16 protein-coding genes, 1 pseudogene and 1 riboswitch are annotated in these 18870 nt (G+C 66.2%); of the genes and pseudogenes, 6 read left to right on the forward strand and 11 right to left on the reverse strand.

The genetic code is table 11. From position 1 onward, the window contains the following. Window positions 1–159: 159 nt before the first annotated feature. Both AB0H00_RS02605 and AB0H00_RS02610 read right to left on the reverse strand, forming a co-directional pair. Complete coding sequence (locus tag AB0H00_RS02605; protein WP_357259605.1) at window positions 160–2346, reverse strand: glycosyltransferase family 39 protein; 2187 nt, start codon at window positions 2344–2346, stop codon at window positions 160–162. Next, entirely contained in the window at window positions 2346–3698 is a 1353-nt protein-coding gene (locus AB0H00_RS02610) for a bifunctional glycosyltransferase family 2/GtrA family protein (protein WP_357259607.1), read from the reverse strand. The genes AB0H00_RS02605 and AB0H00_RS02610 overlap by 1 nt, the downstream gene beginning before the upstream one ends. A gap of 158 nt (window positions 3699–3856) precedes the next feature. On the opposite strand from AB0H00_RS02610, the gene AB0H00_RS02615 reads away from it, so the two are divergent. Further along, window positions 3857–3979 (forward strand): hypothetical protein, encoded by a 123-nt coding sequence (locus tag AB0H00_RS02615; protein WP_357259608.1) that lies wholly within the window; start codon window positions 3857–3859, stop codon window positions 3977–3979. 679 nt (window positions 3980–4658) lie between these two features. Here the strand turns inward: AB0H00_RS02615 and AB0H00_RS02620 are convergent. Beyond that, the gene (locus AB0H00_RS02620; RefSeq protein ID WP_357259610.1) at window positions 4659–5261 is read right to left on the reverse strand and encodes a CGNR zinc finger domain-containing protein; all 603 of its coding nucleotides are present in this window, start codon (window positions 5259–5261) and stop codon (window positions 4659–4661) included. A gap of 21 nt (window positions 5262–5282) precedes the next feature. Here AB0H00_RS02620 and AB0H00_RS02625 point away from each other — a divergent pair, with 21 nt between their 5' ends. Continuing rightward, entirely contained in the window at window positions 5283–5735 is a 453-nt protein-coding gene (locus tag AB0H00_RS02625) for a VOC family protein (RefSeq protein ID WP_357259613.1), read from the forward strand. A 104-nt stretch (window positions 5736–5839) separates the two neighbouring features. Here AB0H00_RS02625 and thiD read toward each other — a convergent pair whose 3' ends face one another. Beyond that, window positions 5840–6685 carry a bifunctional hydroxymethylpyrimidine kinase/phosphomethylpyrimidine kinase gene (gene thiD / locus AB0H00_RS02630; protein ID WP_357259616.1) on the reverse strand — a complete coding sequence of 282 codons (846 nt, stop codon included), beginning with the start codon at window positions 6683–6685 and terminating at the stop codon, window positions 5840–5842. A gap of 88 nt (window positions 6686–6773) precedes the next feature. Between thiD and AB0H00_RS02635 the strand changes: the two genes are divergently transcribed. Then, entirely contained in the window at window positions 6774–7913 is a 1140-nt protein-coding gene (locus tag AB0H00_RS02635) for a GTP-binding protein (RefSeq protein WP_357259619.1), read from the forward strand. 85 nt (window positions 7914–7998) lie between these two features. On the opposite strand, the gene AB0H00_RS02640 is transcribed toward AB0H00_RS02635, so the two are convergent. From AB0H00_RS02640 to AB0H00_RS02655, 4 genes and pseudogenes are all read right to left on the reverse strand, one after another. Beyond that, window positions 7999–8622, reverse strand: a complete 624-nt coding sequence (locus AB0H00_RS02640) for an SDR family oxidoreductase (protein WP_357259623.1) — start codon at window positions 8620–8622, stop codon at window positions 7999–8001. 179 nt (window positions 8623–8801) lie between these two features. Beyond that, window positions 8802–8982, reverse strand: a pseudogene (locus tag AB0H00_RS02645) (IS5/IS1182 family transposase); the annotation flags it as partial. A 161-nt stretch (window positions 8983–9143) separates the two neighbouring features. Next, window positions 9144–9938 carry a thioesterase family protein gene (locus tag AB0H00_RS02650; RefSeq protein ID WP_357259626.1) on the reverse strand — a complete coding sequence of 265 codons (795 nt, stop codon included), beginning with the start codon at window positions 9936–9938 and terminating at the stop codon, window positions 9144–9146. Between the two features lie 94 nt (window positions 9939–10032). Beyond that, window positions 10033–11277 (reverse strand): KasA/KasB family beta-ketoacyl-ACP synthase, encoded by a 1245-nt coding sequence (locus AB0H00_RS02655; RefSeq protein WP_357259628.1) that lies wholly within the window; start codon window positions 11275–11277, stop codon window positions 10033–10035. A gap of 39 nt (window positions 11278–11316) precedes the next feature. Here AB0H00_RS02655 and AB0H00_RS02660 point away from each other — a divergent pair, with 39 nt between their 5' ends. Beyond that, on the forward strand, window positions 11317–11883 hold the full coding sequence (locus tag AB0H00_RS02660) for a TetR/AcrR family transcriptional regulator (protein ID WP_357259631.1): 567 nt from the start codon (window positions 11317–11319) through the stop codon (window positions 11881–11883). A gap of 180 nt (window positions 11884–12063) precedes the next feature. Here AB0H00_RS02660 and AB0H00_RS02665 read toward each other — a convergent pair whose 3' ends face one another. Then, the gene (locus AB0H00_RS02665) at window positions 12064–13047 is read right to left on the reverse strand and encodes an AraC family transcriptional regulator ligand-binding domain-containing protein (protein ID WP_357259634.1); all 984 of its coding nucleotides are present in this window, start codon (window positions 13045–13047) and stop codon (window positions 12064–12066) included. Window positions 13048–13809: 762 nt separating this feature from the next. Between AB0H00_RS02665 and AB0H00_RS02670 the strand changes: the two genes are divergently transcribed. Then, entirely contained in the window at window positions 13810–14946 is a 1137-nt protein-coding gene (locus tag AB0H00_RS02670; RefSeq protein ID WP_357260409.1) for an FxsB family cyclophane-forming radical SAM/SPASM peptide maturase, read from the forward strand. A gap of 36 nt (window positions 14947–14982) precedes the next feature. Further along, window positions 14983–16182, forward strand: coding sequence for an MFS transporter (locus AB0H00_RS02675; RefSeq protein ID WP_357259637.1), 1200 nt, complete (start codon window positions 14983–14985; stop codon window positions 16180–16182). A 174-nt stretch (window positions 16183–16356) separates the two neighbouring features. On the opposite strand, the gene thiC is transcribed toward AB0H00_RS02675, so the two are convergent. Together thiC and AB0H00_RS02685 are read right to left on the reverse strand one after the other, a co-directional pair. Further along, window positions 16357–18060, reverse strand: a complete 1704-nt coding sequence (gene thiC, locus AB0H00_RS02680) for a phosphomethylpyrimidine synthase ThiC (protein WP_357259640.1) — start codon at window positions 18058–18060, stop codon at window positions 16357–16359. Next, a riboswitch (TPP riboswitch) is annotated at window positions 18051–18173 on the reverse strand. It overlaps the preceding gene by 10 nt. Before the next feature lie 98 nt (window positions 18174–18271). After that, window positions 18272–18853, reverse strand: coding sequence for a TerD family protein (locus AB0H00_RS02685; RefSeq protein WP_357259643.1), 582 nt, complete (start codon window positions 18851–18853; stop codon window positions 18272–18274). Window positions 18854–18870: the final 17 nt, after the last annotated feature.

The raw sequence follows: 18870 nt of genomic DNA on the forward strand, positions 1-18870 counted from the left end.
TGCAGGACCAACATGCTTCTGCCCTCGCCCCTGACGCGATCCGCACCGGCGCCGAGATGCGGCGCCGGTGCGGATGCGGTGTTCAGCGGGATCAGGGGTTGTGCTGAACGCTGGGGTCGCGATGCGTGCCCGGGATTGGAGCGGGGCGCATCGCGAGGTTCAGTGAGTGGCGGTCAGGTCGTACAGGGTGACGCCGTCCACCTCTGTGGCGGTGAAGTTCTCCTGCACCCACTGTGCGATCTGCGCGCTGGTGGAGTTGCTGGAAGAACCGGGTCCGCCGCGGTTGCCGCCGATGAAGTAGTGGATCTTTCCTTCTGCGACATACTGTTTGAACTGCTCCAGCGTCGGCGACGGGTCGCTGCCGTTGAAGCCGCCGATCGGCATCACGGGTAGTTCGGTGGCCAACTGGAAGCCGGCGGCGCTGTTCGACCCGATCGACGCGGCTACCCACGTGTATTCGCCGCCGTTCTGGTCGAGCAGTGACACCACCTGCGCGCTGGGCCGGCTGGCCTGGAGCAGGCCGCCGGGTCCGCCATTCTGGCCTGGACCGCCAGCTGCCGCCGTGCCGGCGGGCATACCTTGCGGACCGGTGCTGGGCATCTGCTCAGTACTCTGCGGAGTCTGCTGCCCGTCGGGCATCGTGTCCTGCGATCCCGCATCAGGCGGCGGCCCACTCGGCATCGAACCTGCGCCACCAGGCGCCTGCCCACCGGGCATCGTGCCCTGCGGCCCACCGGGCATCCGCACGGTCCCCGGCGAGCGCCCATCCGATACGGTGCCACCGGGCATCTGTCCGGCGCGACCGTTCATCCCCTGCCCGTCGCCACGGCCACCGTTCATCCCCTCGCCCCACGGCGGTCGGTTCCCGCGCATCGCAACATTCGGACCGGCCGAGGGCATCGATCCCGCATGCGTGGTGGCGATAGCGTCGACGGCATAGGCAACCGGCCCGGCGAGTCCGGTGAACGCGACCGCCAATGCCGAAACAACGGCCAGTTTCCGGGGCGTGGGGACGACGACCGCGATCGTCGCGAGCACGCCGACGACCAGCACGGTCCAGCGCAGCCATGGCTGCCATTCGGCGCTGCGAGACAACAGCATCCACGCGGTCGCCGTAGTGAGACCCACCGCGAGCGCCATGCCGAGCCGCACCCACAGCCGACGCCGTTCACGCCACAGCAGTACCGCGCCCGCACCGACGAGTGCGGCGATCGCCGGAGCCAGGGCCACCGTGTAGTACGGGTGGAAGATGCCCGCCATGAAGCTGAACACCAGCCCGGTCACCAGCAGCCAGCCGCACCACAGGATGAGCGAGGCGCGCTGGCGGTCGGTCCGGACAGCTTTGCCGCAGAGAAGAATTCCGGTGACGATCGCGACGAGTGCCGCCGGGATCAGCCAGGCGATCTGACCGCCCTGCGCGGGCTCGAACATGCGGGTGATGCCAGGGCTGCCCCACATCCCGTTCCCGCCGGCCGGAAGGTCGCCGCCGGGTCCGACGCTGCCGCGCTCATTGCCGTTGAGTCGACCGAGGCCGTTGTAACCAAGCGTCAGCTCCAGGATGGAATTCTCATGCGAGCCACCGATCCACGGCCGCGAGGATGTGGGCCACAGTTCCACGGCCAACAGCCACCAGCCCGCGGCGACCACCATCGCGGCGCCCGCCGCGAACAGTTGCACGATCCGTTTGCCGAGCTTCGGCGGACCCGCGATCAGATAGGTCAGCGCCAGCGCCGGAACCACCAGCAGCACCTGCAATTGCTTCGTGAGGAAGCCCAATCCGATCAGCGCGCCGGTCGACACCAGCCAGCGCCAGCGGCCGTCCTCCACTGCTCGCGTCATTGCCCAGGCCGCGGCAACCATCAGGAATGCCAACAGTGCATCGGGGTTGTTGAACCGGAACATCAGCGCCGCGACGGGAGTCACCGCGAGCACCAACCCGGCGATCAATCCGGCGGCGGGTCCGAACGACCTGCGCACCGTCGCCCACACCAGCGCTACGCTGCCCACGCCGAGCAGCACCTCGGGCACCAGGATGCTCCAGCTGTTGAGCCCGAACGCGCGCACCGACAGCTCCATCAGCCACAGCGAGGCGGGTGGTTTGTCTACGGTGATCGAGTTCGCCGCGTCCGACGATCCGAAGAAGAACGCCTTCCACGACACCGAGCCCGCCTGCACGGCAGCGGAATAGAACGAGTTGGCCCACCCGTTGGCGCTCAGATTGCACAGATAGGCGACCGCGGTGCCGATCAGGAGCGTCGCCAGCGCCGGGTATTCCCACCGCACATCGCGTTTCGGGACCGGTTGCGGTGATGTCGCGACCGGTGGCGGAGCGAGCGTCGCCGTCATCAACGGTCTCCTTCGGTATCGAGCGTGATGCGAACGGACTTCTGAGCGGTCCGAACCGGAACCGACTCGGCGAGCGCAAGAGGGCCGGCGGCGTATTCGGCATGCAGATCGGCGGCGATCGCGCGATCCGCGCCGGCACTGTTGCGGAACACCCATCTCAGTCCGACGAACCGCAACAGCGTGGCCACCAGGTTGGCCAGTACCAGTACGAAGAGTTCCACGTGCACCGAAGCTCCCGGCGCCCAGCGATGCAGCGTGAACAGCGACCCGCTGGTCAGCGTCAACCCGATCCCGAAGATCACCAGCCCTTGGAACTGGTGCGAGACCGCGCCGGTCGAGCCGCGCACGCCGAAGGTGAACGCCCGATTGGCCGCGGTATTCGCCACTGCCGTGAGCAGCAGCGCCACGAAGTTCGCCACCTGTGCGCCGGTAAACGATTGCAGCACAATGTAAAGCAGCAAATAGGCCAGCGTGCTCAGCACGCCCACAATCGCGAAGCGCACCAGCTGCCCGACCATGCCCAGTGGCACACCGGGAACCAGCGGTTCCCGGCCCACGGCCCTGCGTAGTTCCTCCAGCGGCAGCGCCCCGGTGGCCAGCGCCCTTCCGAGCCGGCCGATTCCGAGTAAGTCCTTGCGCGCCGTGTCGATGATGTCGACCCGGCTGTCCGGGTCGTCGATCCAGTCCACCGGCACCTCGTGGATGCGCAGCCCGGCTCGCTCGGCGAGCACGAGCAGTTCGGTGTCGAAGAACCACTCCCCGTCGCGCACCAGCGGCAGCAGGCGCCGCGCGACGACTGTGCGCATCGCCTTGAAACCGCACTGCGCGTCCGAGAAGCGTGCTCGCAGTGAGGCTTTCAGCAGCAGGTTGTAGCAGCGGGAGATGATCTCGCGCTTCGGTCCGCGCACTACCCGCGACGAGGAGCTGAGCCGGGTGCCGATGGCAAGGTCGGAATGTCCGGTGATCAGCGGCGCGACCAGGGGAAGCAGGGCGTTGAGGTCGGTGGACAGGTCGACGTCCATATAGGCGACCACCTGTGCGTCGGACCGTTCCCACACCGCCCGCAGCGCCCGTCCTCGACCCTTGGCGTCCAGGTGCACGACGCGGACATCGTCCAACTCTTCGGCGAGTAGTTGGGCGACTTGAAGCGTGTCGTCGGTGCTCGCGTTGTCGGCTACCGTGATCCGCGCCGGGAATGGGAACCCGTCGCGCAGGTAGGCGTGCAGCCTGCGCACACACACGCCGAGGTCGGCCTCCTCGTTGTAGACGGGTATCACCACGTCTAGCACGGGCGCACCCGTGGTCTCGGTCTCGGTTCGTTCCGCCGCCGCGACGGTCACAGTCTCGGTCATGGGAACTACCCTCGGCTCCCACACTCCCACGGAGCTGGGCTCCAGCTGTGAGGTTCCTGGGGGCAGGGGCGCCTGACATGATCGCACCCCTCGCGCGCCTGCGTAGCGTACGGTCAATGGCACCGGGACCATTCAGGTCTCCGAGCAAAGGACCACGATTGTCCGACAAATCTCCGCGCAGCTCGATGTCCAAGAAGTCCGGGAAGTCCCTGAAGGAAAAGCGAGCGGAGAAGAAGTCCAAGTCCGCCGGCGACATCGTCCCCGATCCCAAAAAGCGTTGACCACGCGGCGGAGCGAGGACGACTCGCTCAGGTAGGCGCGCGGCGGTCGGTCGAGATCGCCGGGCTCCTGCTCGGCGCTCAGATGATCGAGCCCGCAGCGACTCGGCCCGCGAACTGATCCGCCGCAGGCGCTGCCGAATACGTGCTCGTGGTGTCACAGCACCCGAATGTCTTCCGGTTCATGCTGCACAGCCATTTCACGCAGCGGTCCGACGATTCCGAGCGTGCGTTGCACTCGGCCAGGCAGGCCGCGAATCGCACGGCCGAGCTGTCCGCCGAGGTTCTGGACCGCGAGTCGGTGGAGGTCGCGAGCGTAGAACTCGTCATCTATTCGATCTTCGGGGCAGTCGCCTGGCGACCGACTGGTGGCTCGGCGCGAACCGGCTCGAGGCGCCGGCCATGCCGAGAAAAGTTCGTCGCCTATCGTGCCGAGATCATCTCCGCGCTGGTGGAGACGAATTCCCGGCTCGACGGCATCGCTATCGATGCCGACCTTCCGCTGACCTCGCATTTTCCCGAGAGACCGTGGCGCCGCCCGGGTAGGCGCCGAGGTCGGTTCGCCGCAACCACACCGAACGCCGTTGTTCTGTTCGCTTCGCCGTTGAAGCCAACTGTGTTTGCGACGTCTTCAGTATCGCAGCGCCCACCGACACTAAATGTTGCCGCGCCGGCATGGCGGTCACCTTTGCTCGGTGTGACGGGCGCGCAGCGCCCTGACCTTGTGGCGGTTGCCGCAGTGCTCCATGGAGCACCAGCGGCGGCGGCCGGGGCGTGAAGTGTCGACATAGATGAGGTGGCAGTCCTCGGCAGCGCAGGTGCGGATGCGGCGCGCGAAAGGGCCGGTCAACAGCTCGACGGCGTCCTGGGCGACGGAGGCCGCCAAGTGCGTGCCGCTGGGGGTTCCGGCCCACTGCCGCTGCCCGGTCGGCGTGATGGCGGGGGTCAAGGCCGGACGGGCGGCTGCCTCGTTGATGATCTCCAGGTCGCCGGGCGGGTGGGGCTCGCTGCGCGTATGGGCGATGACCACCCGGAACAGTGCGTCGCGCAGCCTTCGCATGCAGGCCACCTCGGCTGCGGAGATGTCCAGTGCGGGCGTCGGGGTCAGCCGCGACCGGTCCGCCCAGGCGGCCAGGTCAGCAGGCTCGTGCAGGACCTCGTACCGACGGTAGGGGCCGGGACCACCGGTGGTCAGCAGCTCGAGGCACAGCGCGCCGGGGTCGAACCGGTAGGCGACGCCGGTATGGGAGTGCAGCATCAGCCCCGTGGTTGCAGAAGAATCCATGTAACCAGTATAAAGGGTTACATGGCACCGAGTTGGAAGCTGGTTATCGACAGCACGCACGCATCCGCCCTCGCGGACTTCTGGGCCGCGGCCCTGGAGTACGAGGTGGAAGACCCCAGCGCTCTCATCGAGCAGCTGCTGGCCGCAGGCCACCTCGACGAGGAGGCAGTCACCGAGCACCGCGGCCGCAAGACCTTCCGCGGCTATGCGGCGATCCGCCACCCCGAGGATCCGTTCGACGAAACCAGCGGCGTCGGCCGCGGCCGACGACTGCTCTTCCAGGACGTGCCCGAGGGCAAGACGGGCAAGAACCGCCTGCATCTCGACATCCACAGCGAACCCGGCGGCCTCGACAAGCTGGTGGCCGGGCTGGAAGACCTGGGGGCGACCCGCGTCCGAGAGGTGAACAAAGGGCCAGCCGGGCACTGGTGGATCATGCAGGATCCAGAGGGCAACGAGTTCTGCGTGGCGTAAGGCCCACCGCCGACCTGATCGCCACCCAGATGAGTCGCGGGTTCACATCACGGTGTCTGATGCGGCACCCGGATTCTGGAGAACAGGTACAGGCTGCTGTCGCGTCAGCTGTGGTGCAGTCGCCATAGCGGCGACACCGGGCCGTGCCCCGCGCCGAGATCGTAGGACGCGGCGAGGCAGCGGTAGGTCCATTCTTTGGCGAACTCCACGGCTTCGGGGACCGGGTAGCCGTGGGCGAGCGCGCAGGCGATCGCGGCAGCCAGTGTGTCGCCGCCGCCGTGGTCGTTGCCGGTCACGATCCGCGGGGCGGTGAACTCCAGAAACTGTTCGCCGTCGAACAGCAGGTCGGTGCTGTACTCCGAGGAGCGCAGGTGCCCGCCCTTGACGATCGCCCACTTCGGCCCGAGTTTGTGCAGCGCCTCGGCCGCGCGCCGCGCCGAATCCTCGTCGTCGACGTCGATGCCGGTGATCAGCCTGACCTCGTCCAGGTTCGGCGTCACCACGGTTGCGAGCGGGATCAGCGTCTGGCGGACCGCGTCGAGCGCTTCCTCATGCAGCAGCGGATCGCCGTGCATCGATGCCGCGACCGGGTCGACGACCAACGGAATCCGGCCGTCACGGCCGATGCCGACCTCCTGGCATACCGCAGCGACCGCCTCGATGATCGGGGTGGAGGCCAGCATGCCGGTCTTGGCGGCGCCTACACCGATATCGCCGGCGACGGTACGCACCTGATCGGCCACGACCTGCGGCGGAATTTCATGAAAACCGCTGACCCCCACCGAGTTCTGCACGGTCACCGCCGCCACTGCCACCAGCGCATGGACGCCGCACAGTGCCATGGTGCGGGTGTCGGCCTGGATTCCGGCGCCTCCGCCGGAATCCGTACCGGCAATGGTGAGCGCCCGGACGGGGGTTTGCCCCTCGGCGGGCAATGGCAGCAGTTTCACCAGACAAACCCTACGGCGGTCCGGCCGTGACGCCACGGGCAACCGGGCCCCGCCGATGACGGAAAATGAAAATCGTTATCATTAAGTCATGAGATCCGACCTGCTTCCCGTCACCGTGCTCTCCGGTTTTCTCGGTGCGGGCAAAACCACGCTGCTCAACCACATCCTCGCCAACCGAGAGGGCCGTCGAGTGGCGGTCATCGTCAACGACATGAGCGAGGTCAATATCGACGCCGCGCTGGTCGCCGGGCAGGGTCACCTCGATCGCACCCAGGAGAAGCTGGTCGAGCTGACCAACGGCTGCATCTGCTGCACGCTGCGCGAGGATCTGATCGAAGCCGTCGCCCGGCTCGCCAGGGAGGGCCGGTTCGATCAGTTGGTGATCGAGTCGACCGGTATTTCCGAGCCGATGCCCGTGGCCGCGACTTTCGACTGGGAGTTCGAGGACGGCTTCGCGCTCGGCGACATCGCGCGCCTGGACACCATGGTGACCGTGGTCGACGCCTCGACGTTCCTCGCCGAGGTGGCGCGCGGACAGGCGCTGGCCGAGCGGAATCTGCAAGCGGGCGAAGGAGACGCGCGCACCATCGCCGACCTGCTCGTGGACCAGGTCGAGTTCGCCGACGTGCTGCTGGTCAACAAGACCGACCTGGTCAGCGAGGCGGCCGCGGGCGCGGTGGAGGCCACGGTGCGCGCACTCAATCCGCGCGCCCACGTCCTGCGTACCAGGAACGGAGTCGTTGATCTGGCCGAGGTGCTCGACACCGGCCGCTACAACCCGGTGGTAGCCGCCGAGGCAGAGGGATGGGCCGAGGAGCTGGCGGGCGGACACACGCCGGAGACCGAGGAGTACGGCATCCGCAGTCTCACTTACACCGCCGACCGGCCGTTCCATCCACTGCGCCTTTCCGAAGCGTTGGAACAGCTGCGGGGTCTACTGCGCAGCAAAGGATTCTGCTGGATCGCGAGCCGGCCGTCGCTGGCCGCGGTCTGGTCCCAGGCCGGGCCGAACCTCGTCTTCGAACCCGCGGCATGGTGGTCGTCGCTGGAGGTGCGGCCGGGGCAGGAGATCGTCTTCATCGGGATAAGGCTGGATCGCGACAAGGTGCGCGCGCTGCTCGACGCTGCCCTGCTCACCGACGCGGAGCTCGCCGAGGGATCGGCCGCATGGGCCGCGTATCCCGACCCTTTCCCCGCCTGGGGTGAGTTGCACGAGCACGCGATGTAACACGACCGCGACCCACCCTCCCGGATTCCGGGGCGTGGGTCGCGGTGGGGAGCGGCGTAACGCCCGTGGCCATGGTGCGCCATCCTCAGTGCGAGATGCCTGGCGCCTGGCGGATGTAGGTCGTGTCGGACAACTGCTCGACCATGAAGTCCGCGATGTCGGCCCGGGCGATCTTCAGGGTGAGGCCCTGCTCCCCGGCGGGGAAGCCGCGCCGGTAGCTGCCGGTTCGCGGTCCGTCGGTGAAGGCGCTCGGTCGCACGATCGTCCAGTCCAGGTCGCTGGCACGGACGTACTCCTCCTGCTCGACATGGTCGGCGTAGGCCTGGCGCAGCAGCAGACCGAACAGCACGTACTTCCACAGGAAGTTCAGGTTGCTTCTGCTGTCGCCGACGCCGAGGGTGGTCTGGCAGATCAGCCGCTTCACCCCGGTCCGGTTCATCGCTTCGATGACCGCCTTCGTGCCTCCGGCCCGGACCACGCCCTTGCGGCCGTTGCCGAGCGAGATCAGCACCGCGTCCTGACCTCGCACCGCACGCTCTACCGAATTCGTGTCCAGCACATCGCCTTCCATCACATGCAGCCGCTCGTGCCGCTGCCCGACGCTCGCCGCGCTCCGGGTGAACGCGGTCACCTCGTGCCCCTCCCGCAAGGCCTGCTCGACGACCAGACGACCGACGGTGCTGGTGGCTCCGAAAACTGCGATTCTCATGACGTGTCTCTCCTCGGCTGAACGCTGTTGAGCTATTGGTGAATCCAGTACAACAGCGGAAAGCGAGACGAACCATGGCCGTGAGTCTCGATGACATAAGCGAGTGTCTCGATCGGCACAGGCGACGGCCCGGCCCCGGGGCATCGGAGGCGGCCGTGCGAAGAGTTCGCTCTAAAGACTCAGTTCAGAATGAAGTTGCGGAGGCAGATGAGTGAGCACGCAAGGCCGAGTAGGGCGTGGTGGATGTCAGGGCGGCGTTCGTAGCGGGGCCGCAGCATTTGAAGGCGTGCAGCCACCCGAAGGTGCGTTCTACCGGACGGCGCCGAGGCCTGAGCCGTGGGCGGTGCTGCAGCGCGATACATCCTCTACCGCAAGATGTTTGCGGTCACCGGTATGAACCCCAGGACGTAGCCGAGGTGGAGAACGGGATGCGCGACTCCGTTGTCGGTGGGGCGCCATGTTACGGCAACGGCTGGGCTGTCCAGCAGATCTCCACCCGTCCTTGAACGAGATGACAGCGGCTACCGGGTATCGAGGAACAGGGTCTGAGTGCTGCGGCCCAGGTGACCCTCTTCGTCGTAGAGAGCGGATTCGGCCAGTCCTATGCCGTGCGGTTGGGGATAGGTGACGGCGTCGAGGCAGACCCATTCGCCCGTCGGCTGGCGATGCAGGGTGACTGTCAGGTCTGTGTTGATGAACAGGTAGCGGGACCAGTCGAGGACCGCGCTGACACCATTGCCGGAGTCGGCGGCGGCGAGAGTGCGCTCGAGCGGGCTCGGGGCGGTGCCCGCCACGATGGGGTATCTGAGCCGGATCCAGCAGATCGCCGGGCCCGGCTCGGTGAAAGAGCCGGTGACGAAGCGGTAGTCGATGGCGGTGTGGAAGCCGACCGGCTGGGTGGACGGGAATCGCGCGGGCGCCGCCGCCAGCTCGGGTCCGGGGCGAGCGCCGGTCGGCAGGAAGCGTTCGGGTAGTGCCAATTCCGGCTCGGCCAGCTTGAACCGCCAGGCATTCGCCCGCAGCACCGGCCCGCGACCCGTGGACAGCGTCGCCTCGATCATCTCGACGCTGCGGCCGGGACGCGTGACGTGGGCCTGCGCCGTGAGCGGTTCCAGCGGCACGGGGCCGAGGATCTCGACGGCGACGCGCCCGACCTGGAACCCGGGACGCGGCTCGCACCGCTCGATCACGTGACCGAGCAGCGCGGAAGGTGGCCCCGCGTGCTGGGCGTCCGGCGACCAGGGACCGCGGGTGAGCTCGGTCGAGACGAATCGCTGCGGATTCGCTGGATCGGGCAGGTAGAAGGCGTCGCTCACATCGTTGTCCGTCCTTCGGACCGGCTGCGGTGCCGGGTCGCCGAGTTGTTCGGGCTGTGTGACGACGGTATCTCCGTGCTTGTCCGAGGTCGCGTCAGGCCCGGCCGAACGCGAGGGCGACGTTGTGACCGCCGAATCCGAACGAGTTGTTCAGCGCGAAGTCGATGCGCTGGGCGCGCTGGGCGCCCGCGACGATGTCGAGGTCGATCGTCGGATCGCGGTTGTCGAGATTCAATGTGGGCGGGACGAGCTGGTCGCGCAGGGTCAGCATGGTGATCAACGACTCGAGGGCGCCGACTGCCCCGATCGAATGTCCCAGCGCGGATTTCGGAGCATAGACCGAGGCGTCGGGGACGACCGCCGCGATCGCATTCGCCTCCGAGGCATCGCCGATGGATGTCGATGTGGCGTGCGCGTTCACATGTTGGATATCCGAAACCTGAAGTCCAGCAGTGTGTATGGCTTTGCGCATGGCGCGAGCCGCGCCGACGCCCCCTGGTTCGGAGGCGACGATGTGGTAGGCGTCGGAGGTGATGCCCGCGCCGAGCACCCTGCCGTGGACGGTGGCGCCGCGGGCTCGCGCGTGCCGCTGCGATTCGAGCACCAGGAGAGCGCCCGCCTCGCCGAATACGAACCCGTCGCGGTCTCGATCGAATGGGCGGGAGGCGTGCTCCGGCTCGTCATTGCGGGTGCTCATCGCGCGCATCATCGCGAAGCTCGCGATAGGTACGGCGTGGATGTGCCCTTCGACACCACCCGCCACCACGACGTCCGCCTCCCCGGTGGTGATCAGCCGCCAGGCGTGCGCGATGGCCTCCGAACCGGACGAGCAAGCCGAGACCGGCGCGAAAACCCCGGCCTTGGCGCCGATTTCGAGTCCGACCGTTGCGGCGGGCCCATTCGGCATCACCATCGGCACCGACATCGGCGAGACCTTGCGGTACCCGCCGTCGCGCATCGCGTCGACCGCGCTGATCAGCGCGTCGCCACCGCCGAGCCCGGTGCCGATGGCGACAGCCAGCCGCTCGCCGTCCATCTCGGGAGCGCCCGCCGCTCGCCAGACTCGGCGTCCGAGCACCAGCGCCATCTGCTCGACATAGGAGTGTCGGCGCTGCTCGACCCGGGTCAACTGGTCGCCGGGCTGTGACCTCAGCTTGCCGCCTATCCGAACCGGCAGGTCGTACTCGGCCACGAAGTCGTCGTCGAGCACGCCGATACCGCTATGGCCCGCCAGCAATTCCGACCAGGTGGCGTCCATGTCGTCGGCGAGCGACGTGGTAGCCGCGTAACCGGTGACGACGACCGAATCCCGAGTTTCTGAAGCGATTGTTACAGTCACGATGTCATGAATACCTGTACCAATCGATACAGTCAACTCATGGCCCGCCCCCTCGACCACGCCAAACGCGCCGAACTGCTCGCCGCCGTCGTGCGCTACATCGCCGACCACGGCCTCGCGGACCTGGCTCTGCGCCCGCTCGCCGCCGAGCTCGGCACCAGCTCACGCATGCTGATCTACTACTTCACGACCAAGGAAGAGCTGCTGGTTCAGGCGCTGGCGACGCAGCGGCCCGACATCACGGCCCTGTTCGCCGACATCGAGGATGCGGCTGCGCTGCGCGACCGCCTCTGGGATTTCTGGGCCGCCAACACCTCGGGCGAGGGCGGTACGAGCGCCAAGGTGATGCTCCAGGTGCTCGGCGCGGCGTGTGCTCCGCATAGTCCATATATTCGCTACGCCACTTCCGCCATCGCCGTCTTCGTGTCGGCGCTGGCCGAAGGTTTACGCGGCCTCGACTCGATCGATGACCCGGAAGCCGCTGCCACTCTGCTGATTTCGGGACTGCGCGGCATTCTCCAGGACCGCCTGATCACCGGCGAGGTCGGACGTACCGACCGCGCGGCCCACCGCTTGATCGACCAGACGGTGTCGGGTGCTCGCTGAATGGCCACCGGACCGAACCGGCGTTGAAGTGAATGCGGCGGTTGTGACCGGCGCGGCCAAAATCAGCGAAGTCCGTCTGGAGTGCTGCAGCTCTTTCGGCCGCCCAGCGGGACCGCCGCGGACGCGAGCCGAAAACGTCTGGCTGGATGCCGTGAATTGCGACACCGGGCACTTCGTCGATTACCGACCGCTTTCGGCTGACCACCGCTGCCGCGCGCGACGGAACGCCCTTGCATCGGAATAACCGAGTTGACGGGCGACATCGTCCTGAGAAATGCCGGGACGCGGATTCTGGTTTTCCAACCACACCTGGCGAGCACGGTCGAGTTCGCGGCGCCATGTGGTGCCTTCTCCGGCAAGTCGCCGCTGCAGGCTGCGGCCACTCGTCGCCATTCGGCTTGCCGCGCGGTCCACAGTGATCGGACCGGTACCGAGCAACGCGAGCAGTACGTGGTGCAGTTGCTCGGAGCACGTCACAGCGGGTGGCCGCACCGCTGCGGTTTCGGCATGCTGGAGCAGAATCCCGGCCAGCATGGGGTCGGCAGTCGCGAGCGACCGTGCCATATCGGCGACACGGAACATCATCTGATCTGTCGGAGCGCCGAAGTCGATCCGAGTCGTGCCGAAAGTCTCGACGAATTGATCGTGCCGTCGAGGCGCGGCCTGCCGGAAGCTGACCCGCACCGGCTTCACCACCCCACCGGTTCCCCGCTGGGTCCGGGCGACCATGGCGGCGAACGCGACCTGCGTCGTCAGCTCTCTGCCTCGTCCGTCACCGCAGAGCGTGTCCTGATCGAAGCCGATCTCCTCGGGCCCATCGACCACCGACAGGATGCAATGGTTGGAGAGAACGTTGACGTAGGAAACTGTTCGGGTCATTCCCGCTGCTATGGTCGGTGCCGTCATGAACAGATAGTCGATCAATCCGAAGCTCCCCGGAACGCACGATCGCCCGGCACGCAGTGCCACGTGCGGATCAGCGAGTTCGTGCTCGACCAGCTCCCACAACCGGAATTTTCGGTCGCTGGGTACGGCCACCCGCGTGCTGTTCAACATCCATCCAGGTATGCCTGCCTCGCGGGCCAGCTGCCGCCGCATCGGAGCGGACAGGCCGGTGTAGTCGAGGGCAAGTTTGGGTAACAGGATGAGATCTGCCGTATCCATCAGATGATTCTTGACCGGGCCATTGGCGGATCCGATCTTACATCGCCGCGGCCCGTCTTGACCTGTGGTAACGATCGGTGGCCGCACTGTGCGCCTGCGGCGGTGCGGCATCTCGGGTGTGGAGCGGATGCCGTTGCAGTACTGGCATATTCGGTCTCTCTTCTCGGCGCGTTCTGTCCTTTCTGCCGACTGTGGCAGCGGACATCATTGACTCATCCGCGGCTACCGGACGCCCGGCCGAGAACGAAAAAGAGGAATATCATGGAATACCGTGCCGAACCTGCGGAACCGAATCTCGAGGAACTGTCCCCTAACACGAGCCCTGCCCTGCGCGCAGCACTCGAGCGACACCTGAGCCACCGGGACAGTCGCGGGGGTTTCAATTCCTTCATCAGCCCCGCCGAGTAGACCACTGCGATCGAAGGACTTGCGGGTGGCTCGACACATGGTCACCCGCGGGTTCCTCGCGGGCGGAGACGCAGCCGAGACCGTTTCGAAGGAAAAGCTATACCCGCACAGCGCAGAGGCGCTGGAGTCGACCACCGAGGTGCGGTTGACGATTCAGGCCGATCGCGTGCTGATCGACGAAGATCCCTATCCCGAAAGTAAAGTCGGTGGGACAGGTACAAGCTTCGTCGGCCGATCGCGACGCGATTCGAGAAGGAGTGATTGCCGGTGGTGATGGAACCCGCGACGGCGCAATTACCCTGGCCTGCTGCCGGCTTGGACGTCGCGGCATTGATCCGCGACGGTTGGGAGCCGATGGCTTTCACGGAGTATGTGGTGAAGATTCACAGTCGGTGCAATCTTTCCTGCGATTACTGCTATATGTACGAAATGGCTGATCAGAGCTGGCTGAATCAGCCGAAGGTGATGAGCCGCAGAATCTTCGATGATAGTTGTCGAATGATTCGTGAACACGCACGGCGGCACTCGCTGTCGGCGGTGGATATCGTGTTCCATGGTGGCGAACCGTTGCTGGCCGGCAAACGGAATCTGGAGTACTTCGCGCAGGCGGCGCGAGCCGCATTGGAACCGGATACACACGTGCGGTTAGGTATTCAGACCAATGGCGTGCTGATCGACGAAGAGTTCCTCCGCATCTGTGATCGGTGGGATATTCGTATAGGCGTCAGCCTGGACGGCAGCGAGCGCGGACACGACCGGCATCGGCTGGACCGCCGCGGAGAGGGCAGCTACCGTCAGGTCGTCGCCGGGCTGACGCGACTGCTGGCCCCCGAGTGGCGGCACCTGTTCTCCGGCCTACTGTGCACTATCGACCTGCAGAACGAACCGGTGGAGACCTACGAGGCCCTGGCCAGGTTCGAGCCGCCGGCAATAGATTTCATGCTGCCGCACAGCAATTGGGTGACGCCCCCACCAGGAAGGACCGCCGACGAGTCGGTCACGCCCTACGCCGATTGGCTCATCGCGATCTTCGAGCGCTGGTACCACGCACCGAAATTGGAGACCACGGTCCGGCTGTTCGGCAATATCATCGAGCTGCTGCTGGGCGGCCGAATATCCTCGGAAGCCGTGGGGCTGGAGCCCGTCCGATTGGTGGTCATCGAAACCGATGGCAGCCTGGAGCAGGTCGACGAATTGAAATCGGCGTTCGCGGGCGCTACCAAGCTCGCGATCCGAGGCCCGGATAACCCGCTCGACCTCGCGCTGCGGGAACCGTCCATCGTGGCTCGGCAGATCGGCCTCGCCGCCCTCGGCGACACCTGCCTGGCGTGCCCGGTCCACACCGTCTGCGGCGGTGGGCATTATGTGCACCGGTATCGCGAGGATACCGGCTTCCGAAACCCATCGGTATACTGCGCGGATCTCAAAAAGCTCATTCAACATATCGAATCGCGCGTGCAGGCCGATATCCGCGCCGTTATCGAGCGCTAGCAACAGGGGCGAAATGGCTCGAAAGCCGACCGTGCGGTGACTGAATCGCAGCTGGCGGGTAGTCGGAGCTTCTTTCTGCTGTGGTCCGGCAATGCGTTGTCGTTGGTGGGATTTCATGGAGCGCGAGTCGCCTACCCACTGCTCGTGCTCGCCATCACGGATTCGCCCGCTGCGGCGGGATGGGTCGGGTTCGCGCTCGCTGCGCCGAATCTGATCTTCCAGATTCCGGCCGGTATTGCCGCAGACCGTTTCGCTCGGCTGCGCATCCTGATGATCTGTCAGATCGTTGGGCTGCTGGCAGTCTGCCTGGTAGCCACCTCGGTGCTCGTCGAGGCGCGGCATCTCGCCATGCTGGTCGCTGTAGCGGCTTTCGTCGAGGGGACGGTGTACGTCGTCGTCGACGTCTGTGAACTCGGCGCGATACAGGATGTCTTGACCGCCGAGCAGCGTCCCGCGGCGTTCGCCTTCCTCGAGGCTGAACAGCCCATTGCTTTGCTGTTCGGACGGGCTGTCGGCGGTGCGGTTTACGGTGTGGCGCGTTGGCTTCCGTTCATCGTCGATGCAGCCACGTATCTGTACTGTCTGGTCGCCCTGGCGCGGATCCGTCCGAACCGGACCCGCTCGGCCCCTGCCGACCCAGCACCTCGATCTCAGCTGCGTGACATCGGGGCAGGGATGCGTGTCGTGTGGCAGGAGCCGTTACTGCGGGCATCAACCGCGACGATCGGCATGTCGAATCTGATCATTCAGGTCGTTCTCCTGCTGATTCTGTTCGATTTGCAGACGAATGGGCACCCAGCGTGGACCATCGGCGTCGTGCTCTCGGCCGCAGGCATCGGAGGAATCCTGGGCGCGGTCGGCGCCTCCTGGTTCACCGCCCGATGGTCGGCACAGCTTGTCTATCGCGCCGGCGTGTGGGTGTGGACGGGGCTACTCGTACCGATAGCGGTGAGCGACAACCCGATTGTGCTCGCGGTGTGTTGGGGCGGAGTCGGCGGAGTCGGCGTCGTATCGAATGTCGCGTTGACTTTGTATCGGGTCGCCGTCATTCCGGAACACATACTCGGCCGCGCGCTTGCCGCCATGAGTCTGGTCGGCAGCGGTGCGGTTGCGTTGGGTGCGCTTGCCGCCGGCTTTCTGCTCGCCACGTTCGGGTCCGGTGTGGTGCGGTGGGTGGTCCTGGCAGCAATGTTCATCCTCGCTGTGGGCGTCAGCCGCGCGTCCCAGCGTCCATGAAACCGACGTCGGTGGCACTGGGCCTACCTGTAGGGCGTAAGCCTTGGCTGAAAATAGAGGGATGTTGCCGAGTTTGCTCGGCAATGGATGGAAACCCTTCTATTTTCGGACTATCCGTCCTACTGACATGCCGCCCGCCAGATCCACGGGATCGAGGCGGGCGGCTGCCGCTTATTACCGGACGATGGGTAGATAGACGGCGTTGCCGCTGTCGGCGAACTCGGCGGACTTCTCCGCCATGCCCGCCTCGAGTGCTTCGGCGTCGGTGAGGCCCTGGCGCGCGGCGTACTCGCGGACGTCCGCGGAGATGCGCATCGAGCAGAACTTCGGGCCGCACATCGAGCAGAAGTGTGCGGTCTTGGCGGGCTCGGCGGGCAGCGTCTCGTCGTGATAGTCGCGTGCGGTATCCGGGTCGAGGGACAGCGCGAACTGGTCGCGCCAGCGGAATTCGAAACGCGCCTTGGACAATTCGTTGTCCCGGTCCTGTGCGTGCGGATGCCCCTTGGCCAGATCGGCGGCGTGGGCGGCGATCTTGTAGGTGATCACGCCCACCTTCACGTCGTCGCGGTTGGGCAGGCCGAGGTGCTCCTTCGGCGTGACGTAGCAGAGCATGGCCGTGCCTGCCTGCGCGATGATCGCTGCGCCGATCGCCGAGGTGATGTGGTCGTAAGCGGGCGCGATGTCGGTGGCGAGCGGGCCGAGGGTGTAGAACGGCGCCTCCTCGCACAGCTCCTCTTCGAGCCGCACGTTCTCAACGATCTTGTGCATCGGCACGTGGCCCGGGCCTTCGATCATCACCTGCACGCCATGGGATTTCGCGATCTTCGTCAGTTCGCCCAGCGTGCGCAGCTCGGCGAACTGTGCTTCGTCATTGGCGTCCGCGATCGAGCCGGGACGTAGTCCGTCGCCGAGAGAAAACGTGACGTCGTAGCGCGCGAGGATCTCGCAGAGTTCCTCGAAGTGCGTGTACAGGAACGATTCCTGGTGATGGGCCAGGCACCACGCCGCCATGATCGACCCACCGCGCGAGACGATGCCGGTGACCCGCTTGGCGGTCAGCGGCACGTAGCGCAGCAGCACGCCGGCGTGCACCGTCATGTAGTCGACGCCCTGCTCACACTGCTCGATGACGGTGTCGCGGTAGATTTCCCAGGTGAGCGCGGTCGGATCACCGTTCACCTTCTCCAGCGCCTGATAGATCGGCACGGTGCCCACCGGGACCGGGGAGTTGCGCAGGATCCATTCGCGCGTCTCGTGGATGTTCTTGCCGGTGGACAGATCCATGATGGTGTCGGCCCCCCAGCGGGTGGCCCACACCATCTTCTCCACCTCTTCAGCGATCGAGGAGGAGACGGCCGAGTTGCCGATATTCGCGTTGATTTTGACCAGGAACTTCTTACCGATGATGGTCGGCTCGAGTTCGGGGTGCTTGTGGTTGGCCGGGATCACCGCGCGGCCCGCGGCCACTTCGTCACGCACCAGCTCCGGCAGAACCCCTTCGCGCGCCGCGATGAACCGCATCTCGGGCGTGATGATGCCCTGCCGCGCCCAGGCGAGCTGGGTGCGCGTGCCACCGACGGGCCCGGAGGTGGCAACGCGCGTAATCACGGAGGGCACCGCGGACGACGCATCGGGGTTGGTCCACGTATCTCGCAGTTTCGGCAGACCGGCTTCGAGGTCGATCGTCGCCGTGTCGTCGGTGTACGGGCCCGAGGTGTCGTAGACGTCGAAGTGCTCGCCGTTGGTCAGGTTGATCCGGCGCACCGGAATGCGCAGGTCGTCGACCTCGACGTAGTGCTTGACGCTGCCCTCGATCGGGCCGGTGGTGACGCTGTCGACGGTTGCGGAGCCACCATCGGACGCAGCGCTGGTCGCCATCTTTCCTCCCTACGCCGGCATTACCCGGTCAGGTTCATACGGTCGACGGCCCTGACGCCTGTTCGGCTAGCCGTCCTCTCAGCCCGCTGGTGCGAGCCCCCGTTGGCTTGTGGAATTTTCCCGCCCGACCATACCCGCTCACGCCGAGCGCGCGCCGGGCGATCGACACGAACCACTCCGGCGCGGTCGGCGGCGGGTTCGATCAGGTGCCTTATTGCATGGCAAACCGGAGCAGGGCTTGCTTGTCGCCCTGCTTGACCTTGCCCTTACGGTTCAGCACCTCCAGCTGCCAGGCATTGCCGTTGCGGAAGGCGCGGGCGACGGCGTTGGCGTTGTCGTTGCCGAGCAGCGACGGCCAGATGTCGGCGACCTGCTGGGCGCTGCCGCCGGTCGCGTCGTAGACCTTGAACGAAATGTTGTTCGCTTTTTCGAACGAGCTGCCCTTCTTGAACGCCACGGCGACGAAGACGATGGCATCGATGCCGCCCGGCACGTCCGCGAAGGTGACGGTGACGGTCTCGTCGTCACCGGTGGCCGCACCGGTCTGCTCGTCGCCGGAGTGCAGGACCGCGCCGTTGCCCATGGGGTCGAGGGAATCCAGTCCGGCGAACCGAACCGGCTCGCTGCCCTGCATGAGAATGGCGATCAAATCCAGGTCGACACCGCGCTTGCGGCGCGCCCAGCCGAGTGCTCCGCCGCTGGTACCCGCCGATGGATCCCAACTCACCCCGACATTCAGTTTGGTGATGCCGGCGAGATCCGCAGCGCCGTCTTCTTTTTTGAGCGTGATCATTGCCTCAGATTACCGGC

The organism is Nocardia sp. NPDC023852 (assembly GCF_040639505.1).
Taxonomy (GTDB): domain Bacteria; phylum Actinomycetota; class Actinomycetes; order Mycobacteriales; family Mycobacteriaceae; genus Nocardia.

What these genes read in the sequence shown, in the direction of transcription:
- AB0H00_RS02605 (WP_357259605.1), bottom strand. Translation starts at nt 2,346, where the DNA reads ATGACGGCGACGCTCGCTCCGCCACCGGTCGCGACATCACCGCAACCG.
- AB0H00_RS02610 (WP_357259607.1), bottom strand. Translation starts at nt 3,698, where the DNA reads ATGACCGAGACTGTGACCGTCGCGGCGGCGGAACGAACCGAGACCGAG.
- AB0H00_RS02620 (WP_357259610.1), bottom strand. Translation starts at nt 5,261, where the DNA reads ATGGATTCTTCTGCAACCACGGGGCTGATGCTGCACTCCCATACCGGC.
- AB0H00_RS02625 (WP_357259613.1), top strand. Translation starts at nt 5,283, where the DNA reads ATGGCACCGAGTTGGAAGCTGGTTATCGACAGCACGCACGCATCCGCC.
- AB0H00_RS02635 (WP_357259619.1), top strand. Translation starts at nt 6,774, where the DNA reads ATGAGATCCGACCTGCTTCCCGTCACCGTGCTCTCCGGTTTTCTCGGT.
- AB0H00_RS02640 (WP_357259623.1), bottom strand. Translation starts at nt 8,622, where the DNA reads ATGAGAATCGCAGTTTTCGGAGCCACCAGCACCGTCGGTCGTCTGGTC.
- AB0H00_RS02660 (WP_357259631.1), top strand. Translation starts at nt 11,317, where the DNA reads ATGGCCCGCCCCCTCGACCACGCCAAACGCGCCGAACTGCTCGCCGCC.
- AB0H00_RS02665 (WP_357259634.1), bottom strand. Translation starts at nt 13,047, where the DNA reads ATGGATACGGCAGATCTCATCCTGTTACCCAAACTTGCCCTCGACTAC.
- AB0H00_RS02670 (WP_357260409.1), top strand. Translation starts at nt 13,810, where the DNA reads ATGGCTTTCACGGAGTATGTGGTGAAGATTCACAGTCGGTGCAATCTT.
- thiC (WP_357259640.1), bottom strand. Translation starts at nt 18,060, where the DNA reads ATGGCGACCAGCGCTGCGTCCGATGGTGGCTCCGCAACCGTCGACAGC.
- AB0H00_RS02685 (WP_357259643.1), bottom strand. Translation starts at nt 18,853, where the DNA reads ATGATCACGCTCAAAAAAGAAGACGGCGCTGCGGATCTCGCCGGCATC.